The sequence below is a fragment of the Paracoccus sp. NIOT.M2S5SZ12 genome (genome assembly GCF_057748165.1).
In genome coordinates this window covers 279702-299038 of sequence record NZ_JBYLFR010000002.1, presented here as the reverse complement: position 1 = coordinate 299038, position 19337 = coordinate 279702, and the positions used below count along the sequence as shown (strand labels likewise).

Annotated in this window: 30 protein-coding genes; 15 read left to right on the top strand and 15 right to left on the bottom strand. The window is 67.0% G+C overall.

Annotation, left to right across the window (positions count from 1 at the left end; all coding sequences use genetic code 11):
* The 9 genes from AC2SGK_RS03325 to AC2SGK_RS03285 all read right to left on the bottom strand — a co-directional run bounded on the left by AC2SGK_RS03325 (position 1) and on the right by AC2SGK_RS03285 (position 7574).
* On the bottom strand, positions 1 to 675 hold the full coding sequence (locus AC2SGK_RS03325) for a DUF1441 family protein (protein ID WP_488322166.1): 675 nt from the start codon (positions 673 to 675) through the stop codon (positions 1 to 3).
* 119 nt (positions 676 to 794) lie between these two features.
* Entirely contained in the window at positions 795 to 1517 is a 723-nt protein-coding gene (locus AC2SGK_RS03320; RefSeq protein WP_488322165.1) for a hypothetical protein, read from the bottom strand.
* Positions 1511 to 1723: a hypothetical protein gene (locus tag AC2SGK_RS03315; RefSeq protein WP_488322164.1), complete on the bottom strand. Its 213-nt coding sequence runs from the start codon at positions 1721 to 1723 to the stop codon at positions 1511 to 1513. The genes AC2SGK_RS03320 and AC2SGK_RS03315 overlap by 7 nt, the downstream gene beginning before the upstream one ends.
* A gap of 118 nt (positions 1724 to 1841) precedes the next feature.
* Positions 1842 to 2540, bottom strand: a complete 699-nt coding sequence (locus AC2SGK_RS03310) for a hypothetical protein (protein WP_488322163.1) — start codon at positions 2538 to 2540, stop codon at positions 1842 to 1844.
* 454 nt (positions 2541 to 2994) lie between these two features.
* Positions 2995 to 4848, bottom strand: a complete 1854-nt coding sequence (locus AC2SGK_RS03305) for a phage/plasmid primase, P4 family (RefSeq protein WP_488322162.1) — start codon at positions 4846 to 4848, stop codon at positions 2995 to 2997.
* Positions 4845 to 5969, bottom strand: coding sequence for a DUF7146 domain-containing protein (locus AC2SGK_RS03300; RefSeq protein WP_488322161.1), 1125 nt, complete (start codon positions 5967 to 5969; stop codon positions 4845 to 4847). Before AC2SGK_RS03300 ends, AC2SGK_RS03305 begins: the two co-directional genes overlap by 4 nt.
* 16 nt (positions 5970 to 5985) lie before the next feature.
* Positions 5986 to 6993: a hypothetical protein gene (locus tag AC2SGK_RS03295; RefSeq protein WP_488322160.1), complete on the bottom strand. Its 1008-nt coding sequence runs from the start codon at positions 6991 to 6993 to the stop codon at positions 5986 to 5988.
* A complete protein-coding gene (locus tag AC2SGK_RS03290; RefSeq protein WP_488322159.1) occupies positions 6990 to 7280 on the bottom strand; it encodes a hypothetical protein in 291 nt (96 codons plus the stop codon). Before AC2SGK_RS03290 ends, AC2SGK_RS03295 begins: the two co-directional genes overlap by 4 nt.
* Positions 7281 to 7283: 3 nt before the next feature.
* A complete protein-coding gene (locus AC2SGK_RS03285; protein ID WP_411838687.1) occupies positions 7284 to 7574 on the bottom strand; it encodes a hypothetical protein in 291 nt (96 codons plus the stop codon).
* A 426-nt stretch (positions 7575 to 8000) separates the two neighbouring features.
* Between AC2SGK_RS03285 and AC2SGK_RS03280 the strand changes: the two genes are divergently transcribed.
* Entirely contained in the window at positions 8001 to 8273 is a 273-nt protein-coding gene (locus AC2SGK_RS03280; RefSeq protein ID WP_488322158.1) for a hypothetical protein, read from the top strand.
* Here AC2SGK_RS03280 and AC2SGK_RS03275 read toward each other — a convergent pair.
* From AC2SGK_RS03275 to AC2SGK_RS03265, 3 genes are read right to left on the bottom strand one after another with little or no spacing between them, the layout of a single operon-like run.
* Positions 8241 to 8633 (bottom strand): hypothetical protein, encoded by a 393-nt coding sequence (locus AC2SGK_RS03275; protein WP_488322157.1) that lies wholly within the window; start codon positions 8631 to 8633, stop codon positions 8241 to 8243. The genes AC2SGK_RS03280 and AC2SGK_RS03275 overlap by 33 nt on opposite strands.
* On the bottom strand, positions 8633 to 8914 hold the full coding sequence (locus tag AC2SGK_RS03270) for a hypothetical protein (RefSeq protein ID WP_488322156.1): 282 nt from the start codon (positions 8912 to 8914) through the stop codon (positions 8633 to 8635). Before AC2SGK_RS03270 ends, AC2SGK_RS03275 begins: the two co-directional genes overlap by 1 nt.
* A gap of 16 nt (positions 8915 to 8930) precedes the next feature.
* Positions 8931 to 9215, bottom strand: a complete 285-nt coding sequence (locus AC2SGK_RS03265) for a helix-turn-helix transcriptional regulator (RefSeq protein ID WP_488322155.1) — start codon at positions 9213 to 9215, stop codon at positions 8931 to 8933.
* A 95-nt stretch (positions 9216 to 9310) separates the two neighbouring features.
* On the opposite strand from AC2SGK_RS03265, the gene AC2SGK_RS03260 reads away from it, so the two are divergent.
* The 14 genes from AC2SGK_RS03260 to AC2SGK_RS03195 all read left to right on the top strand — a co-directional run bounded on the left by AC2SGK_RS03260 (position 9311) and on the right by AC2SGK_RS03195 (position 16432).
* A complete protein-coding gene (locus AC2SGK_RS03260) occupies positions 9311 to 9625 on the top strand; it encodes a helix-turn-helix domain-containing protein (RefSeq protein ID WP_488322154.1) in 315 nt (104 codons plus the stop codon).
* A 246-nt stretch (positions 9626 to 9871) separates the two neighbouring features.
* Positions 9872 to 10075, top strand: coding sequence for a hypothetical protein (locus AC2SGK_RS03255; protein ID WP_488322153.1), 204 nt, complete (start codon positions 9872 to 9874; stop codon positions 10073 to 10075).
* A 32-nt stretch (positions 10076 to 10107) separates the two neighbouring features.
* Positions 10108 to 10440, top strand: coding sequence for a hypothetical protein (locus AC2SGK_RS03250; RefSeq protein WP_488322152.1), 333 nt, complete (start codon positions 10108 to 10110; stop codon positions 10438 to 10440).
* Entirely contained in the window at positions 10440 to 10715 is a 276-nt protein-coding gene (locus AC2SGK_RS03245; protein ID WP_488322151.1) for a hypothetical protein, read from the top strand. Before AC2SGK_RS03250 ends, AC2SGK_RS03245 begins: the two co-directional genes overlap by 1 nt.
* 1 nt (position 10716) lies before the next feature.
* Positions 10717 to 10914, top strand: coding sequence for a hypothetical protein (locus AC2SGK_RS03240; RefSeq protein ID WP_488322150.1), 198 nt, complete (start codon positions 10717 to 10719; stop codon positions 10912 to 10914).
* Positions 10902 to 11135 carry a hypothetical protein gene (locus tag AC2SGK_RS03235; RefSeq protein ID WP_488322149.1) on the top strand — a complete coding sequence of 78 codons (234 nt, stop codon included), beginning with the start codon at positions 10902 to 10904 and terminating at the stop codon, positions 11133 to 11135. Before AC2SGK_RS03240 ends, AC2SGK_RS03235 begins: the two co-directional genes overlap by 13 nt.
* Positions 11132 to 11434, top strand: a complete 303-nt coding sequence (locus tag AC2SGK_RS03230; RefSeq protein ID WP_488322148.1) for a hypothetical protein — start codon at positions 11132 to 11134, stop codon at positions 11432 to 11434. The genes AC2SGK_RS03235 and AC2SGK_RS03230 overlap by 4 nt, the downstream gene beginning before the upstream one ends.
* Positions 11431 to 12099 (top strand): hypothetical protein, encoded by a 669-nt coding sequence (locus tag AC2SGK_RS03225; RefSeq protein WP_488322147.1) that lies wholly within the window; start codon positions 11431 to 11433, stop codon positions 12097 to 12099. The genes AC2SGK_RS03230 and AC2SGK_RS03225 overlap by 4 nt, the downstream gene beginning before the upstream one ends.
* A complete protein-coding gene (locus tag AC2SGK_RS03220; protein ID WP_488322146.1) occupies positions 12096 to 12404 on the top strand; it encodes a hypothetical protein in 309 nt (102 codons plus the stop codon). Before AC2SGK_RS03225 ends, AC2SGK_RS03220 begins: the two co-directional genes overlap by 4 nt.
* Complete coding sequence (locus tag AC2SGK_RS03215; RefSeq protein WP_488322145.1) at positions 12401 to 13330, top strand: hypothetical protein; 930 nt, start codon at positions 12401 to 12403, stop codon at positions 13328 to 13330. Before AC2SGK_RS03220 ends, AC2SGK_RS03215 begins: the two co-directional genes overlap by 4 nt.
* Complete coding sequence (locus AC2SGK_RS03210) at positions 13327 to 13584, top strand: hypothetical protein (RefSeq protein ID WP_488322144.1); 258 nt, start codon at positions 13327 to 13329, stop codon at positions 13582 to 13584. Before AC2SGK_RS03215 ends, AC2SGK_RS03210 begins: the two co-directional genes overlap by 4 nt.
* On the top strand, positions 13584 to 14471 hold the full coding sequence (locus tag AC2SGK_RS03205) for a phage Gp37/Gp68 family protein (protein ID WP_488322143.1): 888 nt from the start codon (positions 13584 to 13586) through the stop codon (positions 14469 to 14471). Before AC2SGK_RS03210 ends, AC2SGK_RS03205 begins: the two co-directional genes overlap by 1 nt.
* A 77-nt stretch (positions 14472 to 14548) precedes the next feature.
* The gene (locus AC2SGK_RS03200) at positions 14549 to 15184 is read left to right on the top strand and encodes a hypothetical protein (protein ID WP_488322142.1); all 636 of its coding nucleotides are present in this window, start codon (positions 14549 to 14551) and stop codon (positions 15182 to 15184) included.
* Positions 15185 to 15373: 189 nt separating this feature from the next.
* Positions 15374 to 16432 (top strand): tyrosine-type recombinase/integrase, encoded by a 1059-nt coding sequence (locus AC2SGK_RS03195; protein ID WP_488322141.1) that lies wholly within the window; start codon positions 15374 to 15376, stop codon positions 16430 to 16432.
* A 118-nt stretch (positions 16433 to 16550) separates the two neighbouring features.
* Here the strand turns inward: AC2SGK_RS03195 and AC2SGK_RS03190 are convergent, their stop codons facing one another.
* The 3 genes from AC2SGK_RS03190 to AC2SGK_RS03180 all read right to left on the bottom strand — a co-directional run bounded on the left by AC2SGK_RS03190 (position 16551) and on the right by AC2SGK_RS03180 (position 19308).
* Entirely contained in the window at positions 16551 to 17456 is a 906-nt protein-coding gene (locus tag AC2SGK_RS03190; RefSeq protein WP_488322140.1) for a site-specific integrase, read from the bottom strand.
* A gap of 350 nt (positions 17457 to 17806) precedes the next feature.
* Positions 17807 to 18328, bottom strand: coding sequence for a chemotaxis protein CheD (locus AC2SGK_RS03185; RefSeq protein WP_488322139.1), 522 nt, complete (start codon positions 18326 to 18328; stop codon positions 17807 to 17809).
* The gene (locus AC2SGK_RS03180) at positions 18325 to 19308 is read right to left on the bottom strand and encodes a CheB methylesterase domain-containing protein (protein ID WP_488322138.1); all 984 of its coding nucleotides are present in this window, start codon (positions 19306 to 19308) and stop codon (positions 18325 to 18327) included. Before AC2SGK_RS03180 ends, AC2SGK_RS03185 begins: the two co-directional genes overlap by 4 nt.
* Between the last annotated feature and the right edge of the window lie 29 nt (positions 19309 to 19337).

The window sequence follows — 19337 nt, the reverse complement described above, 5'->3', positions numbered from 1 at the left end:
TCAGATCAGGATCCGCGCGGTGAAGTCGGCATCGGCGACGTCGCGCTCGCGCAGCTCGGCCTCCTCGATCCGGTCGGCGATGTTGGTCAGGATGTCGGCGCCGATGTCGCCGACGATCGCCACCTGGGGCGCGGTCAGGTCCAGTTCCCGCTCCAGCCGGTCCGGCATGGATTCGAGGCCGTCGCGGACGATCTTGCCGATGCTCTCCAGCAGCTCCAGGACGTCGTCCAACGGTACCAGCCGCCGGCGGTTCAGCTGGGCCGCCGACCAGCGGATGTCGGCTTCGGCCAGCTCGCGCCGCTCCTTGCCCGAGAGGGTCGCGGCCTCGCTGTCCACCTCGACGCCCAGGAACTCGGCCCGCAGCAGGCTGATCTGGTTCTCGTTGTGGCGGTTGCGCTGCGCGGCCTCCGCCTCGCGCGCCTTGCGCCATGCCCAGCAGTGCGACAGCCGCAGGACATAGGCGCGACCGTTGCCGCCGACCTGCGCCACCGGCATGCCGTCGCGGATCCACTTGGCGACCGTGTTGACCGTGGTGCCGAAGGCCTGCGCGATCTCCTCCTGGTTCATGTCGGCGTCGGAGATGGCCTCGGGCAGCGGGAAGCGGTGCAGCAGCTGGCCGAGGGCGTCGTCGATCTCGACCGGCAGAAGCGTGGGCAGATCATCCTGTTCCGACATGCCAAACCCCAACAACAACCCCATCCCTCAGGGCTGAAATCTCCAGAAAAAGTTGCGAATAGCGGGGTGCGAATTACCCCCGTGCGGTTCCTTGCCAGGAAGGACCCGCCGGGGGTCGGTCAGCCTCGATCGGCGACGCGCTGGACCATCCGCGCCAGCGTGCGCGCCAGATGGCCGGGCAGCCGGGCCTGATAGACCTCGGCCGCGCCATCCTGAAAGCCTAGCCGCTGCGAATAGACCGGCGCAAGCGCGCTGAAGTGCAGCACCTTGCTGATGGTGCCGTCGGGCGCCCGCTTCCAGATGCCGGGCGAGAGGCCAGACCCCTCGCGCGGCACGAAGAACCCGGCCCGCCTGCGGTTGCGCCTGCGCGATGCCGCCGTGGTGTTCGTCGTCCTGTCGCGCTGCGCCTGGATCGCCGACAGCGCCTGATTGCGCTCGCCGATGGACCAGTTGCCATAGGCATCGAGCCTCGCCCCGCGCGCCGGCATCACCGACTGGATGATACCCGCATAGGAAACCCGCGACGACAGCAGCGCCTCAAGGCCGGTCTGCGGACGCTGGCCGCCCAGCTCCTGCACCTTGAGGTAATGGCGTCGACCCTGCCGGTCCCGCTCGACGACTTCGGCCTCCAGATCCTGCGGCCGGGCGCGCTTGACCCTGAAGGCGCCCTTGGTGAAGCGCGTGGGCCGGTCGAAAACGCGGTCCATGTTCGCATGGACATACTCCAGCACATCCGCCGCCGTGTCGTTCAGCGCCCAGACCGCAGCCATGCGCGCATCCTTGTCCGCCAGCTGGCGCAGGTTGCGCTGCAGGTCGGCGTCGTCGATCGAGATCTTCAGCACCGGCTGGTCGACCCGGCACGATCAGGTACAGAGCGGAACGTCGTGTTCAGTGCGGTGCAGATGATCGACGCGACCTCGGCCGCATCGAACGTATGGAGATCGGCGACCGCGATGCGGCAGATCTCGACACCAAGCGCCCGATCCGAAATTATCCCACCCGGCAATTCGACGAACCGGCCTTCATGTGTGGCAGGGCTCATGGCCATCGAGGCCTCCGCTTTGGCTATTGGGGGGACTTGAAACGACGAACGCCCGCGAGGAATGTTCCTGGCGGGCGCACGTCTAGATAATAATGCTTCCTCTCACACAGACGGACCTAAGCCGTCAAGAACTTTTTACGGCCCGGTAACCGATCATGCGGTCCAGCGCGCCGCTCAGCGCCGCTGACAGGGCATCCCGATGGACGCCCTTGACCGACCACCCGTGAAACACGAGCACTTGGGCCAGACCCTTCCCCTTAAGGCAGACCGCATCGACCAGCGCCATGTCGGTGATCTGGCGCGCCGCGGGGCCGCCCCGGTCCGACGGGCGCACGCGCCGCACAGCCATCGCCACGCCCGAACCGATCCGGCGGCGCAGGCGATCGACCTCGGCGGAGACCTCCAGCCGCCGGTCCATCCAGTCGCGCCCGTCCGGGCCGCCCGCGCTGGCCTGCAGGCTGGACAGCTTGGTGCCGTCGGCCGACAGCAGCTGCACCAGGTCGTGATAGCGGCGCCCGATGGAGATCTGGCCATGGGTCAGGGGCGCGGGCTGCTTGCGGCGCGCGGCGGCGGCCAGCATCGCGTCGAAGGCATCGGCCCGGCGGATGGCCTGCCGCCCGCCATAGCCGCGATGGACGGCCGCGACATCATCGGCGCCGACCGGGATCAGCTCGATGTTCTGGACCAGGACGAAGCCGCCGCGCGCCGGGGCAGGGGCGATAGCCGGGCCGCAGGCTTCCGGCACCGCCGCCGCGGCCTTCACGCTGTCGAGGCGGCCTTGGATCTCGGATGCCAGCGTCCTGGTGGCGTTCTGGATCAACATATTGCGTCCCTGTTCTTTCATCTGACTATCCGTTGTTTTTCTTCTTCAGAGGTTGGGCTTGATGGGCTTTGTGAGAGATTGAGAGGGCTTGAAAACAGGAAGGGGCTGAGTGGGTCCGATGCAATGAAATCATGGTCTTAGCCTGACAATCTGGGCCGGATGGGCCGGACGGGCTTGAAACTTCGACCTATGCACAAGGCGGCTTTCCCCCTGACCCCTTGGAAGACGCGCGCGCACATGGGTCTGGATTTCAGGCCCGTCAGGCCCTCAAGCCCAAAATCAGCGCCTAACCCCCTGAAACCATTGAACCGGCTTCCCCCTGACCCCGTTGTCAGTCGCGCCCAACCGCCACCGCTGCTAAGCCCGTCAGGCCCAAGTGCCCCGACGATGGCCTGACATGCGCGACGGGCCCGAAGGCCCGCCTGGTCGAAGATCCTGAAAACGGGGTGCGGGGTCATCGTGTCCATGAGCCGCCCCAGCTGGATCCGCTGTCGTTTGACGTGGCCTCGCGCATCCGCCGCCCGAACTCGTCGGTGAGCCTGATTCCGCGATAGCCGGTGACGCCCGACTTGCCGGCCGCAAAGGTCTTCTGCGTCTCAGGGTGCCGCCAGGTGTCGGCCTTGGCCTTCAGGCGGTTCGACACCGTCCTGCTGCCCCATCGCGTCTCGCCGCGCTCCTCGATCCAGTAGTTGAAGGCCTCCATCAGCTCGCGGGCGGTCATGAAGTCGCCCTCGTAGCCGGTGACCAGCGTAGCATCGGCCAGGAAGGTGCCGATCGGGTCGCTGTCCTTGCGATAGTCCTCGGTCGCGGCCAGAACCTCGTCGGGCTCCTGCAGGCCGCCATCGAGGAAGTCGAGCAGCCCCTTGACCATCCAGTTGAGGATGCCCGATCGCTCCTCCCAGAGCATGGCGTCCATGTCCTTCTTGGGGATGCGCTTGGCGGCCGGGATCTGGACCGGGAACTTGACCAGCATCACCCGCCGCCAGATCCCATCGTCACCGCCGCGGATGTCGGGCAGATGGTTGCCGCTGATCGTCAGCTTGAAATACGGGTAGAAGGTGATCATCCCCGAGAAGAGGTCGCGGATCGTCATGGCGTCGCCACCGGTCAGCAGCTTCACCAGACCTTCCTGGAGACGCTCGCCTTCCTCCGGCTCTGAGGTTCGCACCATCCGTGCGCCGATCAGGGGGATGAGGTCGGGCTGCGAGTCGGAGCCCGACTTCTTGTTCTTGCCGGTCAGGCTCTCGATCTTCGCGGTGGCCGCATAGTCGCCCATGATCCGAGCGATGATGTCGGTCAGGACCGATTTGCCGTTGGCCCCGGCGCCGTGGAAGAACGCGATCTTCTGGATCGGCACACCGCTGAGGGACAGGCCGAACCAGCGCTGCAGGAACTGCCGGACCTCGATGTTCGGCTGAATGGTCTTCAGGAACTCGTCGAAGCGGGGGCACTTGGCATCGGGGTCGTATTCGACCGGCATCAGCTTGCTGAGCATCTGGTCGCGGTCGTGCGGCAGCAGCTGGACCTCGGGCATCGCGGATGCGCCCGAAACGGGGTCCGGGGTGACGGTGAACTTCAGCACGCCCGACAGGGTGTTCGCGACCAGGTCATCCTGGTCGAGGTCATCGACCGTGATCGACCGCATCACCGAGGCCTCATTGACCATGTTGTTCATCGGCCCGGAATTGCCGGCGTTCTTGGCATGGGTGACGATGCGCCCGATCGAGGTGCGATAGCCCTTCAGCTTGCCCTCGATCCCGCGCAGGCGGCCGTCGATCGTGCCCAACTCGCTGAGCAGCGAGTCGTCGGCCGCATAGCCGGCCGTGCCCTCAATCTCGGCGCGCCGCTTCACCAGCTGGAACTCATCCTCAAGGAGCTTCCGCTCCCGGGGTGAGGGCATCATGAAGTCGATCTCCTGGTTCATCAGCCCGGACATCTGCTGGGCCAGCTTGCGGATCGCGGGCGACAGGCCCTTGCTGATCTCGGCATCCTTGCGCCAGCGGCGCTCGTCCCAGATATGCCAGCCAACTTGGGAGACATGCCGGACGTCGTCCCCGAAATGGATCAGGAACCGCCGGGCGTTCCCGATATCGTTCGGCGGCTCTTTTGCGGCCAAGGCGATCGGGTTTGGCGGCTCATCATCCCCTGCGCCGTCTTCGCGCGGCGGCGGCGGATAGTAGCCCTCGGGATAGCTGTCTGCCGGATCCTCGTCGGCATCGTCCTGCGGCAGCTCGATCCCACCGGGCAGATCGACCTCCTCCTGCGCGGCCATGGCGGCGCGCACCTTCTCAATTCCGTCGTCGCTCATTCGTCCCCCTCCCGCTGCGTGACGTCTGGCGCGCCCATCAGCAGGTCGTTCATGTCGATGCCCTCGCCCGGATGGACGATGGCGGCGGTCAGGCCGGGTCGCAGCGCCTTGGCGCGGCGCAGGCCGGAAAGCAGTTTCGCGCGGGTCAGGCGGGGGTCGCTGTCGCCGTCCTGGACGAAGACCAGGCGCTGCACCCATGCAGGTGGCACGAAGGCGTCGCGGTCGCTCATGTCGGGCAGGCCCTCGTACTTCCGGCCCTTCCCCAGCAGGCGCGCGCCCGCCATGTTCCCCAGATCGACCCCGGCCCAGAAGGCCGCGCCCTCGATCGCGCGGGCGACCATGGCCGACAGGGTCGTCTCGATCCCCTCGGCCATGACCAGCGTGGCGGCATCGCGCGGGGTGAAGATCCGGATCGCGCCGCCCTTCTTCGAGCCATAGACCTTCTTGGACGGCACCATCTCGCCCGCCTTGAACGGGTGCGGCGCAACCACCTTCCCCTTGGGCTGGCCGAGGTCGATCCAGGTGCGATGCACCCCGGTCAGCTGCCCCTGCGCATCGAGGATGGCGGCCAGCATGGCCGGACCCTCATGGACGGTGACGAACTCGCCCCGGCGTTGATCGTCCGGCACCACCAGCCGCGCCTGCGGCTCGAAGCGGAAACAGCGGGGCAGGGCCACGCCCGGGCGCTGGCGGATGCCGCGCCGCTCCAGGTAATCGGCGACCAGGGTGCCATCGGCCGGGCGCGCGGCAGACCAGTATCTGCGCGCCAGGGCGATGGCATCCTGCCGGCGGCGCGCGGCATCGGCCTCGCGCGCGCGGCGGTGTTCCTCGGCCTTGCGGGCCTGGGCGGCGCGCTGTTCCGGGGTCAGCTCCTGCCGAGGCCCGGCCAGCCAGTCCAGCGCGGCCGGGAAGTCCATGCCCATGACCAGCTGCACCAGGGCGATCTGGTCGCCCTTCGCGTCGCAGCGGCGGCAGAAGATCACGCTCTTGGCCGGGTTGATCGAGAAGCGGTCCTTGCCCCCGCAGCCGGGGCAGGGACCGACCAGCTCGCCGCCGGTGCGCACCAGGTTGCCGATGGCCAGCCGATCGACCAGCTCCAGCATCGGCACCTGATGCGCCATGGCGATTCGCGGATCCTCACGCACAGATCTGCGCCTCGCGCTGATCCATCCAGCGCAGCGCGCGCAGCAGTTCGGTCTGACCGTCCAGCAGGATGTTGCCGTGCCGGTCGGTCAGGTCCGGGAACATCATCGCCTTCCAGCGCGCGGTGACCTCGGGGGCTTCGCAGCCCAGCTGGTCGGCGATCTCGGGGAGGGCGCGGCGGCCGATGATGCCCTCCGCCAGGAACAGGTCATCAGCAGCGCTGAAGGCCTCGCGTGGGAGCTTCAGCAGGTGATCGAGGATGCGGATCTGCCGTCCCGGCAGCTGCTCCTGCAGGGCGGCTTTCAGCACCGCGATGGCGCGGGCCTTCCTGGACGAGGCGCCGACCGGCACGGCGGCGTCCTGCGGCGGGACTGCCGGACGCGCCGACTCGGTCGGTGCGCTGGCCGGGACAGGCGCGGCGGGGTTCGGCGCGACAGGCTGCGGCGCAGGCTGAGTCACAGGCGTGACGGGCGCAGCCTTAGCGGCCTTGGGCGCGCGATTGTCGGCATCGGCCCGAGGCGGCGTGATCGGCCCATCGCCGAGAACCCCGTAGCGGCGGAAGGCGAAGCGCGCCGCGTCGATCGGGCGCCCGAGGGTTCGGGCCGTTTCGACCTGGGTCATGCCGCCCCGGATCAGGCTGCGTGCCTGCTCTAGCTCCGTGATTGTCCAGATCTCGCCGCGCTTCGTCGCGGGCGTTGCCACGGCCGTCGCCTTGGTGGGCTTCGCGGCCCGCGGCGGCTTCGGCGTACGCTTGGACTTCGGTGCGGATGGGGCGGCTTTCGGCTCCGGAGCGGTTGCGGGATCCGCGACGGCCGCGGGGGCTTCTGCAGGCCGTGCGGCGGGGGCCGCTGCGGGCTGCGCGGAAGGCGCCGGCCGTGCCGCAGCCTCGCTGCGCAGGCTGAAGACCGCCAGATCGACGAAGGGCGCGGGGCGGATCGGATCGGGGATGCGGGCCGCCAGGTCGCGCAGCAGCGACAGCGGGATCAGGTCGGCGCGGCTCATTTCTGCCCCCGCGCGGCATCCCAGTAGGCGCCGAGCGCCCACCGGTCGAAATCGTTCATGGCCGCCGCGATGTGATGCGCGATCGCCCGGTGCTGACGGTCGTCCGGATGCACCTGGTCGGCGGCGGTGATCAGCGGCACCATCGCGCCCTCGGGCGTGGCGCGCCTGGCGCAGGTCCCGACGATGTCGGCGACCATGCGATGCTCGCGCGGATCCGCGATCAGCGGCGGGCGGGACATCAGCCCCAGCCCGTGGATCAGGGCGCGGTCGAAATGCGTCAGCTTCATGGATTACCCTCCGATGTCGGCGCGCGGGTCGGACGCGGGCCAGGTTGCGCGCCGGACGGCGTCGAACAGCACGTCGCCTGCCTGACGCAGGGCGGACGGGTCGCGACGGGCGCAGGGAAAGCGGTCGGCGAAATCATGCAGCGCGATGCGCAGCGGCTCCTCGGGTCCAAAGCTCTTGTCGACCGCGATCACGGCCAGCCGCAGCGCCGTTGCGTCGGGCGTCGCCAGCTTGGCGCGCATGGCCAGGCACATGGTGAAGTGCATGGCGGCGATCCGGCGGTGGGGGGCGGGCATCGAGGACCTCGGCTCTGGAATGAACCGGGGCGCCTGTCGGGAGGAGGAGGGACGGGCGCCCCGGAGACCGCGCGGGTGGGACCGTGCGGATGGGGATGGGAAAAGGGCGCGGCGGCGGTCAGGCCGCCGCGCCAGGCGCCGGGGTCAGGCAGACCGATCCCGGAGACATTGGCCCTGCCGCCTGTCGGCGGCTCTCGGCCGGGCGGGCCGCAGGTTCCACGATCACGGAAGCCAAGTCCTTCACCCGAAGGCGGCCATGATCGTGGCTTGTGTGGGGAGAAGTCGCCCTGGACCGGCCGTGCTGCCTGCCCAAACCTCCCACCTTCGGGTGTCCTGAAAACCCGATCCGCATGTCAGCGCCTTTGACCGGCGCCGCGCCAGTCGCCATGGTGCGGGCGCGGAAAGACTGTAAAGGGAACGATTCGAATGAACGCTGACCTGAATGCCCTGGCAACGCGGGTGAAGGTGCTTGAAGACATCCTCGCTGCGATGCTGGAGGTGACCGAGCAAGAAGCTCCTCGGACCCATGGCAAGATCTTGGAGAAACTCTTCGAGGCGGCGGTCTGGCAAGAGGCAGATGCGAACCACATGGAGCCTGGAGACGTCGTGACAGAGCCTTTCAAGCCAAAAGACCCTGTTGCGAAAGGAATAAATGCCATTCGCATGTCAGCGACTCCCGCCCCTAAAAGTGCCGGGTAAAAGGGTGATCTGCAACTCGATGACCTGGCGCGGCGGCTGTGAAGGCAAGCAGGAATTCGAGTCCCGCGCCGCCCGCCGGCCGATGGCTACGGACAGTTCCTCTATGGCGAAGCGCGCAGTGGCCCTGCCTGCATCTGTTTTGGCCACCTCTAGGTAGTCCCACCACAGGTCGCGACGCTTGTGCAGCGTCCGGGACGTCCAAAGATCACCCACCTCGCGCGCCGCTTCGCGGATTGCACTGCGAGCAACTGCCTCCTGCAGATCGCGGGGCGGGATCGAAAGCGGATGAAGCGACTCGGGCTTATCGGGGTCGCTGACGCGGACATGCCGCCCGCCCACTAGGGGTTTCAGCTCCTCCATCACGCGGCCCCTCCCATGATCTCGGCATAGCGGGGCAAGGTACGCGTCGCGTGATCGACATGATGCCCATAGGGGGCGTTCAGCGCGTCGAACCAGTTGCAGGCGGTCTGGAAGGTCACGCCGAAATGGACGGCGCAGGCCTCGCGGCTGTTGAAGCTGGCGATCATCAGCAGCGACCAGTTGCGGCCGAAGACCGCGCGGTCCGAGCCATGATGGACATGGGCGCGGCGGGCGGCCTGGTGGCCCCGCCCGCGCCCGTCGAAGGGGTTGGGCTGGGACATTTGACGGCGGGACGCATCAGGCTGCGTCCGATGGTGCATCGGATTGGGGCTGGTCATGAGAGGGCTCTTGGTTGGGGGTTGTGGATTCATTCCTGTGGCAGCCACCATCGACAGACGGCTCCCACGCATCGACAGGCACAGCGCCAGAGGTGGCGCGCGCAATTGCAAAAGCCACATCAAGGCTCGGGCGCTTTCGGCCCGAGATGATCTCGTTCAGATGACTGCGCGAAAGACCGATCACATCCGCAAACGAGCGTTGCGTGACGCGGGCAGTGCACAGATATGCTCGAAGCTTTTCCATGCACGGAAGTTCGCGCAATGCGAACAATGCGTCAAGGGTCAATGTTCGCTTTGCGCGATTTTTGTTCTGCCCCATAACGGGGCAAGGTTCGCAGTATGAGATACCGCATCCGTGAACACCGGAAAGCCCGGAAATTGACCTTGGATCAGCTCGCCGAAATGGTGGGTACGTCCAAGGGCTATCTGTCGGACCTGGAGACAGGGAAGAGAGCAGGCGGTATCGACATGATCCGCGCGATTGCGCAGGCGCTGCGTGTCACCGAGGCTGAAATCTTCACTCCAGAGAATGAGGAAGAACAGCAGATGCTTGATCACGTTGCGATTTATCAGCAGCTGACCCCAGAGGATCGTCAGGCGATCGCCAGGATGGCAAAGGGGCTTCTTGCTGCATCGGGGCCGAGATCAGACTGAATAGCCTCTTCCGCTCCCTTGGTGCCAACTGCGCCATCAAATCCAATAGTTCAAATCCATCCATGGAGCCCTCTCGGTTGGAACATTAAGCGAACACGAGAAGTCGCGGCAACCTGATTCGTTGGATCTGCGCGGCTCGCAACGCAGCGGCCCGATAATAATTCGCAAATCGCGAACTTTGTCACTTGAAAAGATATTCGCTTTGCGCGAACTTTCCCCCATCGCAACCCGATGGAGCACCCGGCCATGCGCCCCAGCCTCACCGTCTCTCTTCCCGATGCGCCCGCAGCCGTCGCTGACGCGCTGGCGCTGGTCTCCTGCCCGGTCGTCGCTGCGGCGGCCCCGCCTTCGGTCCGCCGCTTGGCGTGGCTGATCGCCGCCAGCCACCAGGGCATGATCGTCTCGCAGCGGCGCCCCCGATTCGGCGTCACGCGACGGTGCCCGAAATGACCGGCGCCACGCACCGCCCCTTCGGCCCCCGCATGACCCAAGAGGATGCCGACCGTATCGTGCGCAACCCCGGCATGGGCTGGCCCGACGACATGATCGAGGAGGCCCGCGATCTGCGAGGGCAGGCTCTGCGCGCGGGGCTGGCCCCTGCACCGCCGCATCTGCTCATCACCGGCCCCACCGCGATCGAGCAGTTGGAACGGCGGGCGCAGGTCCGGGGCATCATCCAGGGCCTCGCCCTGGCGGCGGTGGTCCTCGGCATCGTGCTGGGCCTCGCGGCCACCCTCGATGCCCACTGGCCGGTCGCCTGCGACGGCACCGGCAGCACCGCGGGCTGCGCCATCCGCATCCTGGGGGTGGTCTGATGGACGACATGATCCTCTGCAATGCCTCGGCGGTGAAGGCCGTCCTGGTCGTCGATCGCGACGATACTGACGCGGCCGTCTCCGACCGGCTGGTCTCGCTGGCCCTCGGCACCATCGACGACTTGGCCGGGTCGGCCATGGTCGCGGGGATGGCACTCGACCCGGCCGAGGCGCGCCAGCTGGCGCAAGAGCTTTTGACCGCCGCCGACCGGGCGGAGGGGATGGAGGCGCTGCCGGTCGAGTTCATCACCGAAGCCCCGATGGGCCGGTGCTGACATGAACCACAGCGCCAGCACCTATCGCGGGGCTTCCCTGATGCTGACCGACCTGCCGGGCGGCGTCTGGAGCTGGACCCACGACGCGACCGACGGCCACGGCACCGCCCGCAGCCTGTCGCGCGCCCACGCCGACATCGACGCCCATCTCGCGCGCCACGCCGCGCACAGCCAGAAGGTGACGACATGCCCTGCCTGACCCAGGACGAAAGAGACTGCATCGCGGTGGCCCTGCTGGAGGTGACCGAGCGCTTTGGCGGGAATGCCCCGATCGACATGCTGCTGATCCACCGGCTGGCGGCCGAGGTCTGCCGCATCATCGAGGCCCGCGACCGGGCGCAGATCGTGCTGTCGGTCCAGCTGGCGCCGATCGCCCCACTGTCGGACATTGCCGATCAGATGTGGGGGCGCCTCGCATGACCCATCCCCTCACCATGGCCCTCGCGGCCATCATCCACCACGACTGCAGCGAGCATGGCTGGGAACGCACCTCGGCCGAGATCGCCGCGGATCTGGTCGCGCGCTATCCCGCGCCGCGCAGCTGGGGCATCACCGCCCATCACGTCGCCCGGGTCGCCCGCCACAAGGGCTGGACCAGCCGCCTGCGCGGATCCGGAACGCCGGTGATGCAGGGGACGCCCAAGGCGCTGGCGATGGACGAGGAGCTTGCCGCCCTGGACGGCGGCCGCGGCTTCGATGATGTGGAGCTGGTGGCATGACTGACCGCCCCCTGATCTTTTCCGCGCCGATGGTCCGCGCACTGCTGAACGGTCGCAAGACTCAGACGCGGCGGGCGCTGACCCTTGGCGGCAGGCGGCCGGACTACATTGGCCCGCGCGGCTGCACCGCAGACCCCGCCTGCTGGGGCTGGGATGATGGCGAAGGCGGCTACATCTTGGCCGACCGCGATCCTGATGACCGGCGCGCTGCAAGCTGGCACGATTTCGCGTCGTCTTGGCGCGCTGGTGATCGGGTATGGGTGCGGGAAAGCTGGCAGGGCCTATCTTACGGCGACTACCTGCCCACCAAGAGCCCAGTATGCGATTTGCGCTATTCCGCGACAGACCCCCTTGCGGGCATGGACGCGCACGCCCGCGGCTATCCGTGGCGCCCCTCGATCCACATGCCCCGGTGGGCCAGCCGGATCACGCTGCAGATCACCGACGTGCGGGTCCAGCGGCTGCAGGACATCAGCCGGGGCGATGCCATGTCGGAGGGTTGCCCGTTCCCGAACATGCAGAATGGACCGGACCCGCGGAACTGGTTCCGCGACCTCTGGAACAGCCTGCATGGCGCTGACGCATGGGACTGCAACCCGTGGGTCTGCGCCCTGAGCTTCACCGTCCAGCGCGGCAACATCGACCAGGTCGAGGGTGCGTCATGAACATGCTCCAGGACACTATCGCCGACCTGCGCCAGCGGCTGGCGGCCCTGCCGAAGATCGACACCCGCAACGGTGGCGACATCATGGACCAGCACCGCGCCCACCGCGCCGCGGCCGAAGAACTGGGCCGGTACCTGACCGAGACCTACGGCGCGCGCATCGGCCTGCGCCCGGACAGCAACCGCATCACCATGCACCGCATCAGCTCGACCAGCACGGCCGGACTGCACGGGGCATTCACCAACTGGATCGCAGCGGCCGAGCGGCGCGGCGTCTCCATCAAGGCGAAGGAGAGAGACCTATGATCGCCGAAAAGCAGACCAACGACTCCCTGGCCGTGCAGATCGCAGACCAGGTCGTCCCGGAGTATCGCGCGAAGGGCGCGGCCTACTCCTGCTCGGGTCATACCTCAAAGCGATGGTCAGCGGCGCACGATGCAGCACTCATCGCCCTGCAGCGCAGCGCCCTCTCGCAGCCCGCCGACGATCTGCGGCGGACGGCGCAAGCGGTGATCGACGGCGCGTTCTCGACCTACAAGTCGAAGAACGGGCGCGATGTCAGCATCCAGGCTGATGACGGTGAAAAGTGCCTGATCGTGCACAGCGATCTGATGCAGGCAATGGAAGCCGCCCTCTCGCAGCCCGCCCCGGCCCCGCAGCCTGCCGACGATCTGCGGGCGGCGGCGGCTGGTGCCCTTGCCTCGCTGGACAGCTTCATGTCGGGCGCACCGATCAACCCGAAAACCAAGGCGCAGTCGGATGCTCTGGCCCGCGCGGCATCGTTCGCCAGCGAAGCCTATCGGCAAGGCTACGACCACGATCAGGCCACCCACGCAATGCTCAGGGCGTTTCTGACGGCTCTGGTCGATCCCCTGCATCCTGACTTGGACTATTTGCGCGCTGATGCGGCGGCCGGGGCGACCGCCCGCGCGGCCCTCTCGCAGAACGGGGGTGCGGTCGTCGAAGACGCCCCCGAGCCCATCGGCAACTGCGAAAGCTGCGGCGTGGATATCCACGAGGGCGACAAGTGCTGTCACACGACAGACGGCTGCGTCCTTTGCGTGGAACATGCGCCGATGCTGTCCGACGTGCTGCGGCAGATGGACGAGGTGCTGGAAAAGGGCGAGGCCGACGGCTGCTATGACCTGACCGAAGACGAACTGCGCGAAGATCGGGACAGCATCGCCGCCGACATTGCGAAGAATGGCGACAGGAAGGCGGTCAGCAGATGACCGTCACCTGGCACCAAGAATATCCGAACAGCCGCATACTGGCCCGATCGGGCCAGATCGACATCGGCGCCGTGTTTCCGCCCCTTGGGAAGATCCAAAGCCGCAACCCTTGGACGTGGCGCCTCTGGGTCAACGGTCGGTCGTGGCCGGCCGAGGGCGTTGCCAAGACGGAAACCGATGCGCGTGACGCTCTGCAGGCAGCGTGGCAGGCGTTTCTGACCGCCGCCGATATCAAGCAGGCTGGAGGCGCATGATGGCCGAGAACAGCAAGATCGAGTGGACCGACCACACCTTCAACCCCTGGATCGGATGCCAGAAGGTCGGACCCGGCTGCGACAACTGCTATGCCGAGGACATGATGGCCACGCGCTATGGCCGCGTGGAATGGGGTCCGCACGCGGCGCGGTCGCGCACAGCCCCCGCGAACTGGGCAAAGCCGGTCAAATGGGATCGGGATGCGGCCGCAGCTCGCGCGCGGCGGCGGGTCTTCTGCGCCAGCTTGGCGGACGTCTTCGACAACCACTTCTCAATCAGCCCGGCATGGCGCCTGCAGCTCTGGGATCTGATCCGGCGAACGCCCAACCTGGACTGGATGCTGCTGACCAAGCGACCGGGCAACATCACCAGAATGCTGCCCCCGGACTGGGGCACCGGCTGGCCAAACGTCTGGCTTGGCTGCACGGTCACCGATCAGGCGGAAGCAGATCGCGATGTGCCATCTCTTCTTGACGTGCCCGCCGTGGCGCATTTCCTGTCTATCGAACCCTTGCTGGGCCCGATTGATGATATGGGCCCCTGGCTTAGGCCGGTCACGATCAAGCGCCGCGGCGCGATCGGCCCGCCTCGGTTGCTTCAGCCCGCGCTGCGCCTGATCATCGTGGGAGGGGAAAGCGGACCCCGCGCGCGGCCCATGCACCCGGACTGGGCGCGAAGCCTGCGCGATCAGTGCAGCAGCCGAGGCGTGGCATTCCATTTCAAGCAGTGGGGGGAATGGGTGCCGGTGCCGGAGATCGAGGGGGCGGGGGCGCGCCATACCTTCCCGGATGGCGTTACCGTCCGGCGGGCGGGAAAGGCCCGCGCCGGGCGCAGCCTCGACGGCCAGGTCTGGGACCAGATGCCGTTCGAAGGGTGCAGCCGATGACTCGCCCCGCATCCGCCAAGCCACTGTTCAAGGCGATCTCCGGCCGCGCGCGTGGGAAGGCCCCCGCTGCAGGCGCCATGTTCGCTGACCTGCCCGATCAGACGCGCCCGGCGCCCGCACATGAGCGGCGCGGCGAGGACTTCTATCCGACCGCGCAGCCCGAAGCGATCCGGGCGCTGTTTGCCTATGACGGTCAGAGGATTCGGGATTGCCGCAAGGTTTGGGAGCCTGCCTGCGGCGACGGCGCGCTGGTGCGCGAGATCCGCGCCTTGGGGCTGCGCTGCATCGCCAGCGACCTGATTGACCGCGGATGCCCGGACAGCAGCGTCGCCGACTTCTACGCCGCGCGCCGGAGCCCGGCGGGGGCGATCATCACCAACCCTCCCTTCTGCGAGATCAGCAGCAAGGGCCGGGGCCGCTGGCTGCGTCACACGCTCGAATTGCCCGGATGGTATTATCTGGCGCTGCTGCTGTCATGGGACTGGCCCGCAGGCCGGACGAACGGCCTGGGCGCGCTCTTGGACGAGCATCCGTTCAGCTGGTGCTACCTCATGCGCTGGAAGCTGGACTTCACCGGAGAGGGCAACCCGGCGCAGCGCAACGCCTGGTTCATCTGGGACCGGCGCGACCCGCGCGGCCCAGCCCATCCCAAGCTACATCCCGACTTCCGGCTCATGGACCGGATCGACCCACGACAGGAGGTACTGATCTGATGGGCAGACCTCGTGCAGTATCTTCAACGGACATGGCCCGGACACTGGACTGCCTTACTCGCGCGGGCATTCCAGTCGGCGAAATCATCATTGAACCTGGCCGAGTTCGAATCCTTCCGAAAACCCTTGCGTCGGAAACGCCCCACTCTGATCTTGTGGCCCCAAAGGAATGGCCCAGTGAGTGACCCCATGCGCCTGCAGTATCCCGGATTGCTCCGCGAAGTCCTGCCATCCGGCACGGTGCGCTGGCGCGTCAGGAAGGCAGGCGACAAGAGGACCCGTATCCTTCTGAATGCCGGTCCCGAACATCCGCGCTTTGGTGAACACTACCATGCCGCTCGCGCAGGGATCCAACTTCCGCCTGAAGATGATGCCCCGAGCGCAATCAAGGGCTCGATCGGATGGCTCGTAGACCTATATCGCGCAGCGATGAAAGACATGGAGGAAATGGGCCAGCTGCACAAAGCGACGGTCCAGCAGCGTGGCCAGTTTCTGCTTTGGCTGGCGTCCGAAGTGGGTGAGTACAGCGCTGCAATGCCGCAGTCGCAGTTGATCCTGCTAAGGGATAAGAAGGCAGCAACGCCCGGGGCCGCCGACAACTTCATCAAGGCGGTGCGCGCTATGTATGCATGGGGTACCGAACGCGGCCACTGCAAGGCCAATCCGGCCGCCGGCATCGGCAAGATCAATCGCGGCACCGGGACAACGGCGTGGACGACGGATGACCTGCTGAAGTACCGTCAGCGCCACCCCAAAGGCACGATGGCTCACCTGGCCCTTTCGCTCCTGATGTTCACAGCATGCCGCCTCGGCGACGTCTATCGCCTCGGCCGAGCGAATGAAATTCAGCGCAACGGGGCGACTTGGCTTGACTGGCAACCGGAGAAGCGCGGCAGTTCTCGGGTCAGAATACCGATGCTGCCGCCGCTGCAGGCGGCCATCCGGGCGCAAACTATCGTTGGCGCAACCTATCTGCTCACGGAACACGGCAGGCCGTTCGCCAGCAAGAACGCGTTCGGGAACCGATTCGCGGATTGGACGCGGCAAGCTGGACTGACGGGGCTGTCGGCGCACGGTATCAGGAAGTCGGCGGGTGAGTTGCTGGCGATGAACGGCGCCAGCCAATACGAGGTCATGAGCGTGCATGGCCACTCGAATGCCAAGACAAGCGAAATCTATACAGCAGGCGCCGATCGCGACCGGTTGGCCGATCTGGCCATGCAGCGCATGACGGGAATTGACTGGTAATCGTGGGACACCGCCTACCCTAACCTATTGAATCTAATAGGGTTGGATTGAGCTGGAAGTGGGACACATCGCAGTTGATTTTACTGTATTTTCTTAGGTTCTGTTATGCCTGCCGGGCCTACCACCGCCGCAGCAAGGCATTGAAATAGCGTTGCTTTATTTGAAGTTTTCCGGGAATATCGACCGGATTTTCTTCGTTCTGGTCCTGTTCCGTTCCCAAAACCAAGCGTTTCAGTTGAGCTGACTTCGTGTATCGCTGCGCTTCGGCAAGCATCTTGTGGCCGCCCCATGCTATGATGGCATGCGCAGATCCGCCGTGCTCCGCGATCATTGTCAGCCGTGCTTTCCGCAGCCCGTGTGCAGTGCGATCAGACAAGCCTGCATCGCGCGCGGCGTCGTTGATCACGTTGCCCAAGCCCTTCACGCTTCGGGACGCACCCCGCGCGCTCTGCAGATAGGTCATTCCTCCTGCCAGGCACTCCAGGGACGCGTGCATCTGATCCCGCTCTGCTTTCCAGGTGGCCGCAAATGCTGGCAGGACAGATGTCCAAGGAACATGCGCGATGCCGCCAGTCTTGCTTTGCCTAAACACAAGCAGGCCATCGCGACCCAGGTGCTGACGGCCGATCTGGACGGCGTCGACCGTCCTTGCCCCGCTCCAGAAGACCATCTCAAAGCAGGCACGTTGGACGGTTCCGATCGGCCAGCGCACACGGAACACGCTGATGTCAGCATCAGACCAGCTGGCATATCCCGCTGTGTCGATCTGCGTCTTGCTAAGGCTACTGGACGGGTCTGATCGGATCACGCCGCGCGCCTTGGCCGACTTGCAGATAAGGCGCCAAGTCTTCAGGCGCGCATTTGCCTGCCTCGGGGCCAGCTTGGCCAGGTCGGCCGAGATGTGATGTTCCCGCAAGCCTGCAATAGGTGCCTTGGCGTAGGACGCCCGGATGGCGTCAGCCTCACGGCGAACCTCGTGGCGATAGGTGTTGGAGAACGACTTGTATTGGGCCGTGGCAAGCATGGCCTCGACCTCGGCCGCGATAGTCCCCGCGGGCGTCTTTGACGGCGCCTTGCCGCCAAGGGCCTCGGCATTGGCCCAAGCAGCGATGAAGTCGGGATGCGTCTCTGGAAGATGGTCAGGCAGCTTGATGCCCCAGCTGCGCGGGGCGGGGTAGCGCGCGACCAGATCGGCGGCGATCTCGGCCGAGGTCCGTTCCCAGCCACGTTCGCTGCAGTCGTGGTGAATGATGGCCGCCAGGGCAGTGGTGCGGGGACCCTGACGTTCTTCAGCATAGGCAACCTCTCCGAGTTGACGGCCGGTCGTGTCCGGCGGTCCGGGAACGCAAGCGGCCAGGGCCGCCGCGCCAAGGGTCAGAACAATTCGACGTCACCGCCGCGCTGCTTCATGGGTTGTTCGGGCAGGCCGACGCGCGCCTCGCCCAGAAGGTGCAACTGGACGCGTCCGATCACGGGCCAGAACCGGATGCGGCGCGCCTGCGTCCCGCAGAGGTCGCTGGCGACCAGGGCGATGCCCTCGTCCTGGAGAAAGCGGCGCGCGGCATCGGCGTTGCGCTGACCGATGTCGGGAAGGCCCGCCATCATCCGCGCGCCGCCGAACAGCTTGGCGCGCATCCGTCCGCGCACCGCGCCGCGCCGCATCAGCCCGTTGACCAGCACCTCCATCGCGGCGGCGGCATAGCGAATGTCGGGACCGCCCGGTCCCGCATCGGGCAGCAGGAAATGGTTCAGCCCGCCGATGCCGCGTTCGGCATCCATGATGCAGGCCGATACGCAGGAGCCCAGTACCGTGGTCAGCACCACGTCGGGGCTGTCGCTGATGGCATGTTCGCCCTGCACGACATGGATTACGCGGTCGCCCGCCTGGCGGATCATGACGTCCTCCGGTTGCGGGCGGGCTCTCGAGACAGGAGCGCGGCACCGATGCGCGCAACAGGCAGGATCTCGGTCGCGGCGCCGATCTCGGCGGCGACCCGCGGCATGCCCCAGACGACCGAGGTCTCGCGGTCCTGGGCGATAGTGTACCCCCCTGCCTGCCGCAGCGCGGCCATCCCCTGCGCGCCGTCCGCACCCATGCCGGTCAGCAGGCCCGCGCGCACGTCGAGCCTGTCGGCCACGGCAGCCCCGTCCCGGAACAGCACGTCGACCGAGGGCCGGTGCCCCGAGACCGGCTGCCCCGCGACCAGCCGGGCGCGCAAACCGCCGCGCAGGCCCAGCCCCAAATGCCGGTCGGCGGCGCAGGCCAGATAGATCACGCCGCGGCGCAGCGTCGCACCGTCCTGGGCCGCAACGACATGAGGGGTCAGCAGCTGGTCCAGACGGCGCACCAGGCCCTCGGCAAAGCCGGGCCGGATGTGCTGGACCACCAGCGTCGGCGGGCAGTCGGCGCGAAATCCCGACAGGACCGTCTCCAGCGCGGTGATGCCGCCGGTCGAGGCGCCGAGGAGGATCACCGATCCGACCGGATCGGCGCCGCCCGTGGGCCGGGCATCCGTGCCACGGACCGCCGCGACAGGGACCGCGCGCAGCGGAGAGACGCCGCCCAGAAGCCGCGCCAGCATCTGCTCCAGCCCGGCCAAGACCGGATAGCCCCCCAAGGCCAGGCGCATCTGCCCGAAGATCATCACCTCGGCATCGATCATCGTCAGGATGTCGGCCAAGGCCTCGAACTCGAGCGATTCGGCAAATTCCGCCGCGACGGCCACGCGGCGCGGCAGATGCAATTCAATCAGCACATAGGCCTCGCCCGGGGTCGCGGCGCCCAGCACGGTGGCGGCGCGGTCGTCGCAGCGGCGCAGCAGGGCGGACAGGCGGGCGGGGTCGGGATCGACGATCAGCAGGACCGGGTGGGGCACGGACAGACTCCAGGTATGGGCTCGTGAAA

Excerpts from the sequence above, each read along its gene's own strand:
- AC2SGK_RS03270 (WP_488322156.1), bottom strand. The coding sequence starts at position 8,914 with ATGTCCCAGCCCAACCCCTTCGACGGGCGCGGGCGGGGCCACCAGGCC.
- AC2SGK_RS03195 (WP_488322141.1), top strand. The coding sequence starts at position 15,374 with ATGCGCCTGCAGTATCCCGGATTGCTCCGCGAAGTCCTGCCATCCGGC.
- AC2SGK_RS03250 (WP_488322152.1), top strand. The coding sequence starts at position 10,108 with ATGACCCAAGAGGATGCCGACCGTATCGTGCGCAACCCCGGCATGGGC.
- AC2SGK_RS03190 (WP_488322140.1), bottom strand. The coding sequence starts at position 17,456 with ATGCTTGCCACGGCCCAATACAAGTCGTTCTCCAACACCTATCGCCAC.
- AC2SGK_RS03265 (WP_488322155.1), bottom strand. The coding sequence starts at position 9,215 with ATGGAAAAGCTTCGAGCATATCTGTGCACTGCCCGCGTCACGCAACGC.
- AC2SGK_RS03230 (WP_488322148.1), top strand. The coding sequence starts at position 11,132 with ATGACCCATCCCCTCACCATGGCCCTCGCGGCCATCATCCACCACGAC.
- AC2SGK_RS03280 (WP_488322158.1), top strand. The coding sequence starts at position 8,001 with ATGAACGCTGACCTGAATGCCCTGGCAACGCGGGTGAAGGTGCTTGAA.
- AC2SGK_RS03275 (WP_488322157.1), bottom strand. The coding sequence starts at position 8,633 with ATGGAGGAGCTGAAACCCCTAGTGGGCGGGCGGCATGTCCGCGTCAGC.
- AC2SGK_RS03305 (WP_488322162.1), bottom strand. The coding sequence starts at position 4,848 with ATGAGCGACGACGGAATTGAGAAGGTGCGCGCCGCCATGGCCGCGCAG.
- AC2SGK_RS03210 (WP_488322144.1), top strand. The coding sequence starts at position 13,327 with ATGACCGTCACCTGGCACCAAGAATATCCGAACAGCCGCATACTGGCC.
- AC2SGK_RS03325 (WP_488322166.1), bottom strand. The coding sequence starts at position 675 with ATGTCGGAACAGGATGATCTGCCCACGCTTCTGCCGGTCGAGATCGAC.
- AC2SGK_RS03220 (WP_488322146.1), top strand. The coding sequence starts at position 12,096 with ATGAACATGCTCCAGGACACTATCGCCGACCTGCGCCAGCGGCTGGCG.
- AC2SGK_RS03185 (WP_488322139.1), bottom strand. The coding sequence starts at position 18,328 with ATGATCCGCCAGGCGGGCGACCGCGTAATCCATGTCGTGCAGGGCGAA.
- AC2SGK_RS03215 (WP_488322145.1), top strand. The coding sequence starts at position 12,401 with ATGATCGCCGAAAAGCAGACCAACGACTCCCTGGCCGTGCAGATCGCA.
- AC2SGK_RS03235 (WP_488322149.1), top strand. The coding sequence starts at position 10,902 with ATGCCCTGCCTGACCCAGGACGAAAGAGACTGCATCGCGGTGGCCCTG.
- AC2SGK_RS03315 (WP_488322164.1), bottom strand. The coding sequence starts at position 1,723 with ATGGCCATGAGCCCTGCCACACATGAAGGCCGGTTCGTCGAATTGCCG.
- AC2SGK_RS03200 (WP_488322142.1), top strand. The coding sequence starts at position 14,549 with ATGTTCGCTGACCTGCCCGATCAGACGCGCCCGGCGCCCGCACATGAG.
- AC2SGK_RS03240 (WP_488322150.1), top strand. The coding sequence starts at position 10,717 with ATGAACCACAGCGCCAGCACCTATCGCGGGGCTTCCCTGATGCTGACC.
- AC2SGK_RS03300 (WP_488322161.1), bottom strand. The coding sequence starts at position 5,969 with ATGGCGCATCAGGTGCCGATGCTGGAGCTGGTCGATCGGCTGGCCATC.
- AC2SGK_RS03255 (WP_488322153.1), top strand. The coding sequence starts at position 9,872 with ATGCGCCCCAGCCTCACCGTCTCTCTTCCCGATGCGCCCGCAGCCGTC.
- AC2SGK_RS03245 (WP_488322151.1), top strand. The coding sequence starts at position 10,440 with ATGGACGACATGATCCTCTGCAATGCCTCGGCGGTGAAGGCCGTCCTG.
- AC2SGK_RS03290 (WP_488322159.1), bottom strand. The coding sequence starts at position 7,280 with ATGAAGCTGACGCATTTCGACCGCGCCCTGATCCACGGGCTGGGGCTG.
- AC2SGK_RS03310 (WP_488322163.1), bottom strand. The coding sequence starts at position 2,540 with ATGTTGATCCAGAACGCCACCAGGACGCTGGCATCCGAGATCCAAGGC.
- AC2SGK_RS03285 (WP_411838687.1), bottom strand. The coding sequence starts at position 7,574 with ATGCCCGCCCCCCACCGCCGGATCGCCGCCATGCACTTCACCATGTGC.
- AC2SGK_RS03295 (WP_488322160.1), bottom strand. The coding sequence starts at position 6,993 with ATGAGCCGCGCCGACCTGATCCCGCTGTCGCTGCTGCGCGACCTGGCG.
- AC2SGK_RS03260 (WP_488322154.1), top strand. The coding sequence starts at position 9,311 with ATGAGATACCGCATCCGTGAACACCGGAAAGCCCGGAAATTGACCTTG.
- AC2SGK_RS03205 (WP_488322143.1), top strand. The coding sequence starts at position 13,584 with ATGGCCGAGAACAGCAAGATCGAGTGGACCGACCACACCTTCAACCCC.
- AC2SGK_RS03225 (WP_488322147.1), top strand. The coding sequence starts at position 11,431 with ATGACTGACCGCCCCCTGATCTTTTCCGCGCCGATGGTCCGCGCACTG.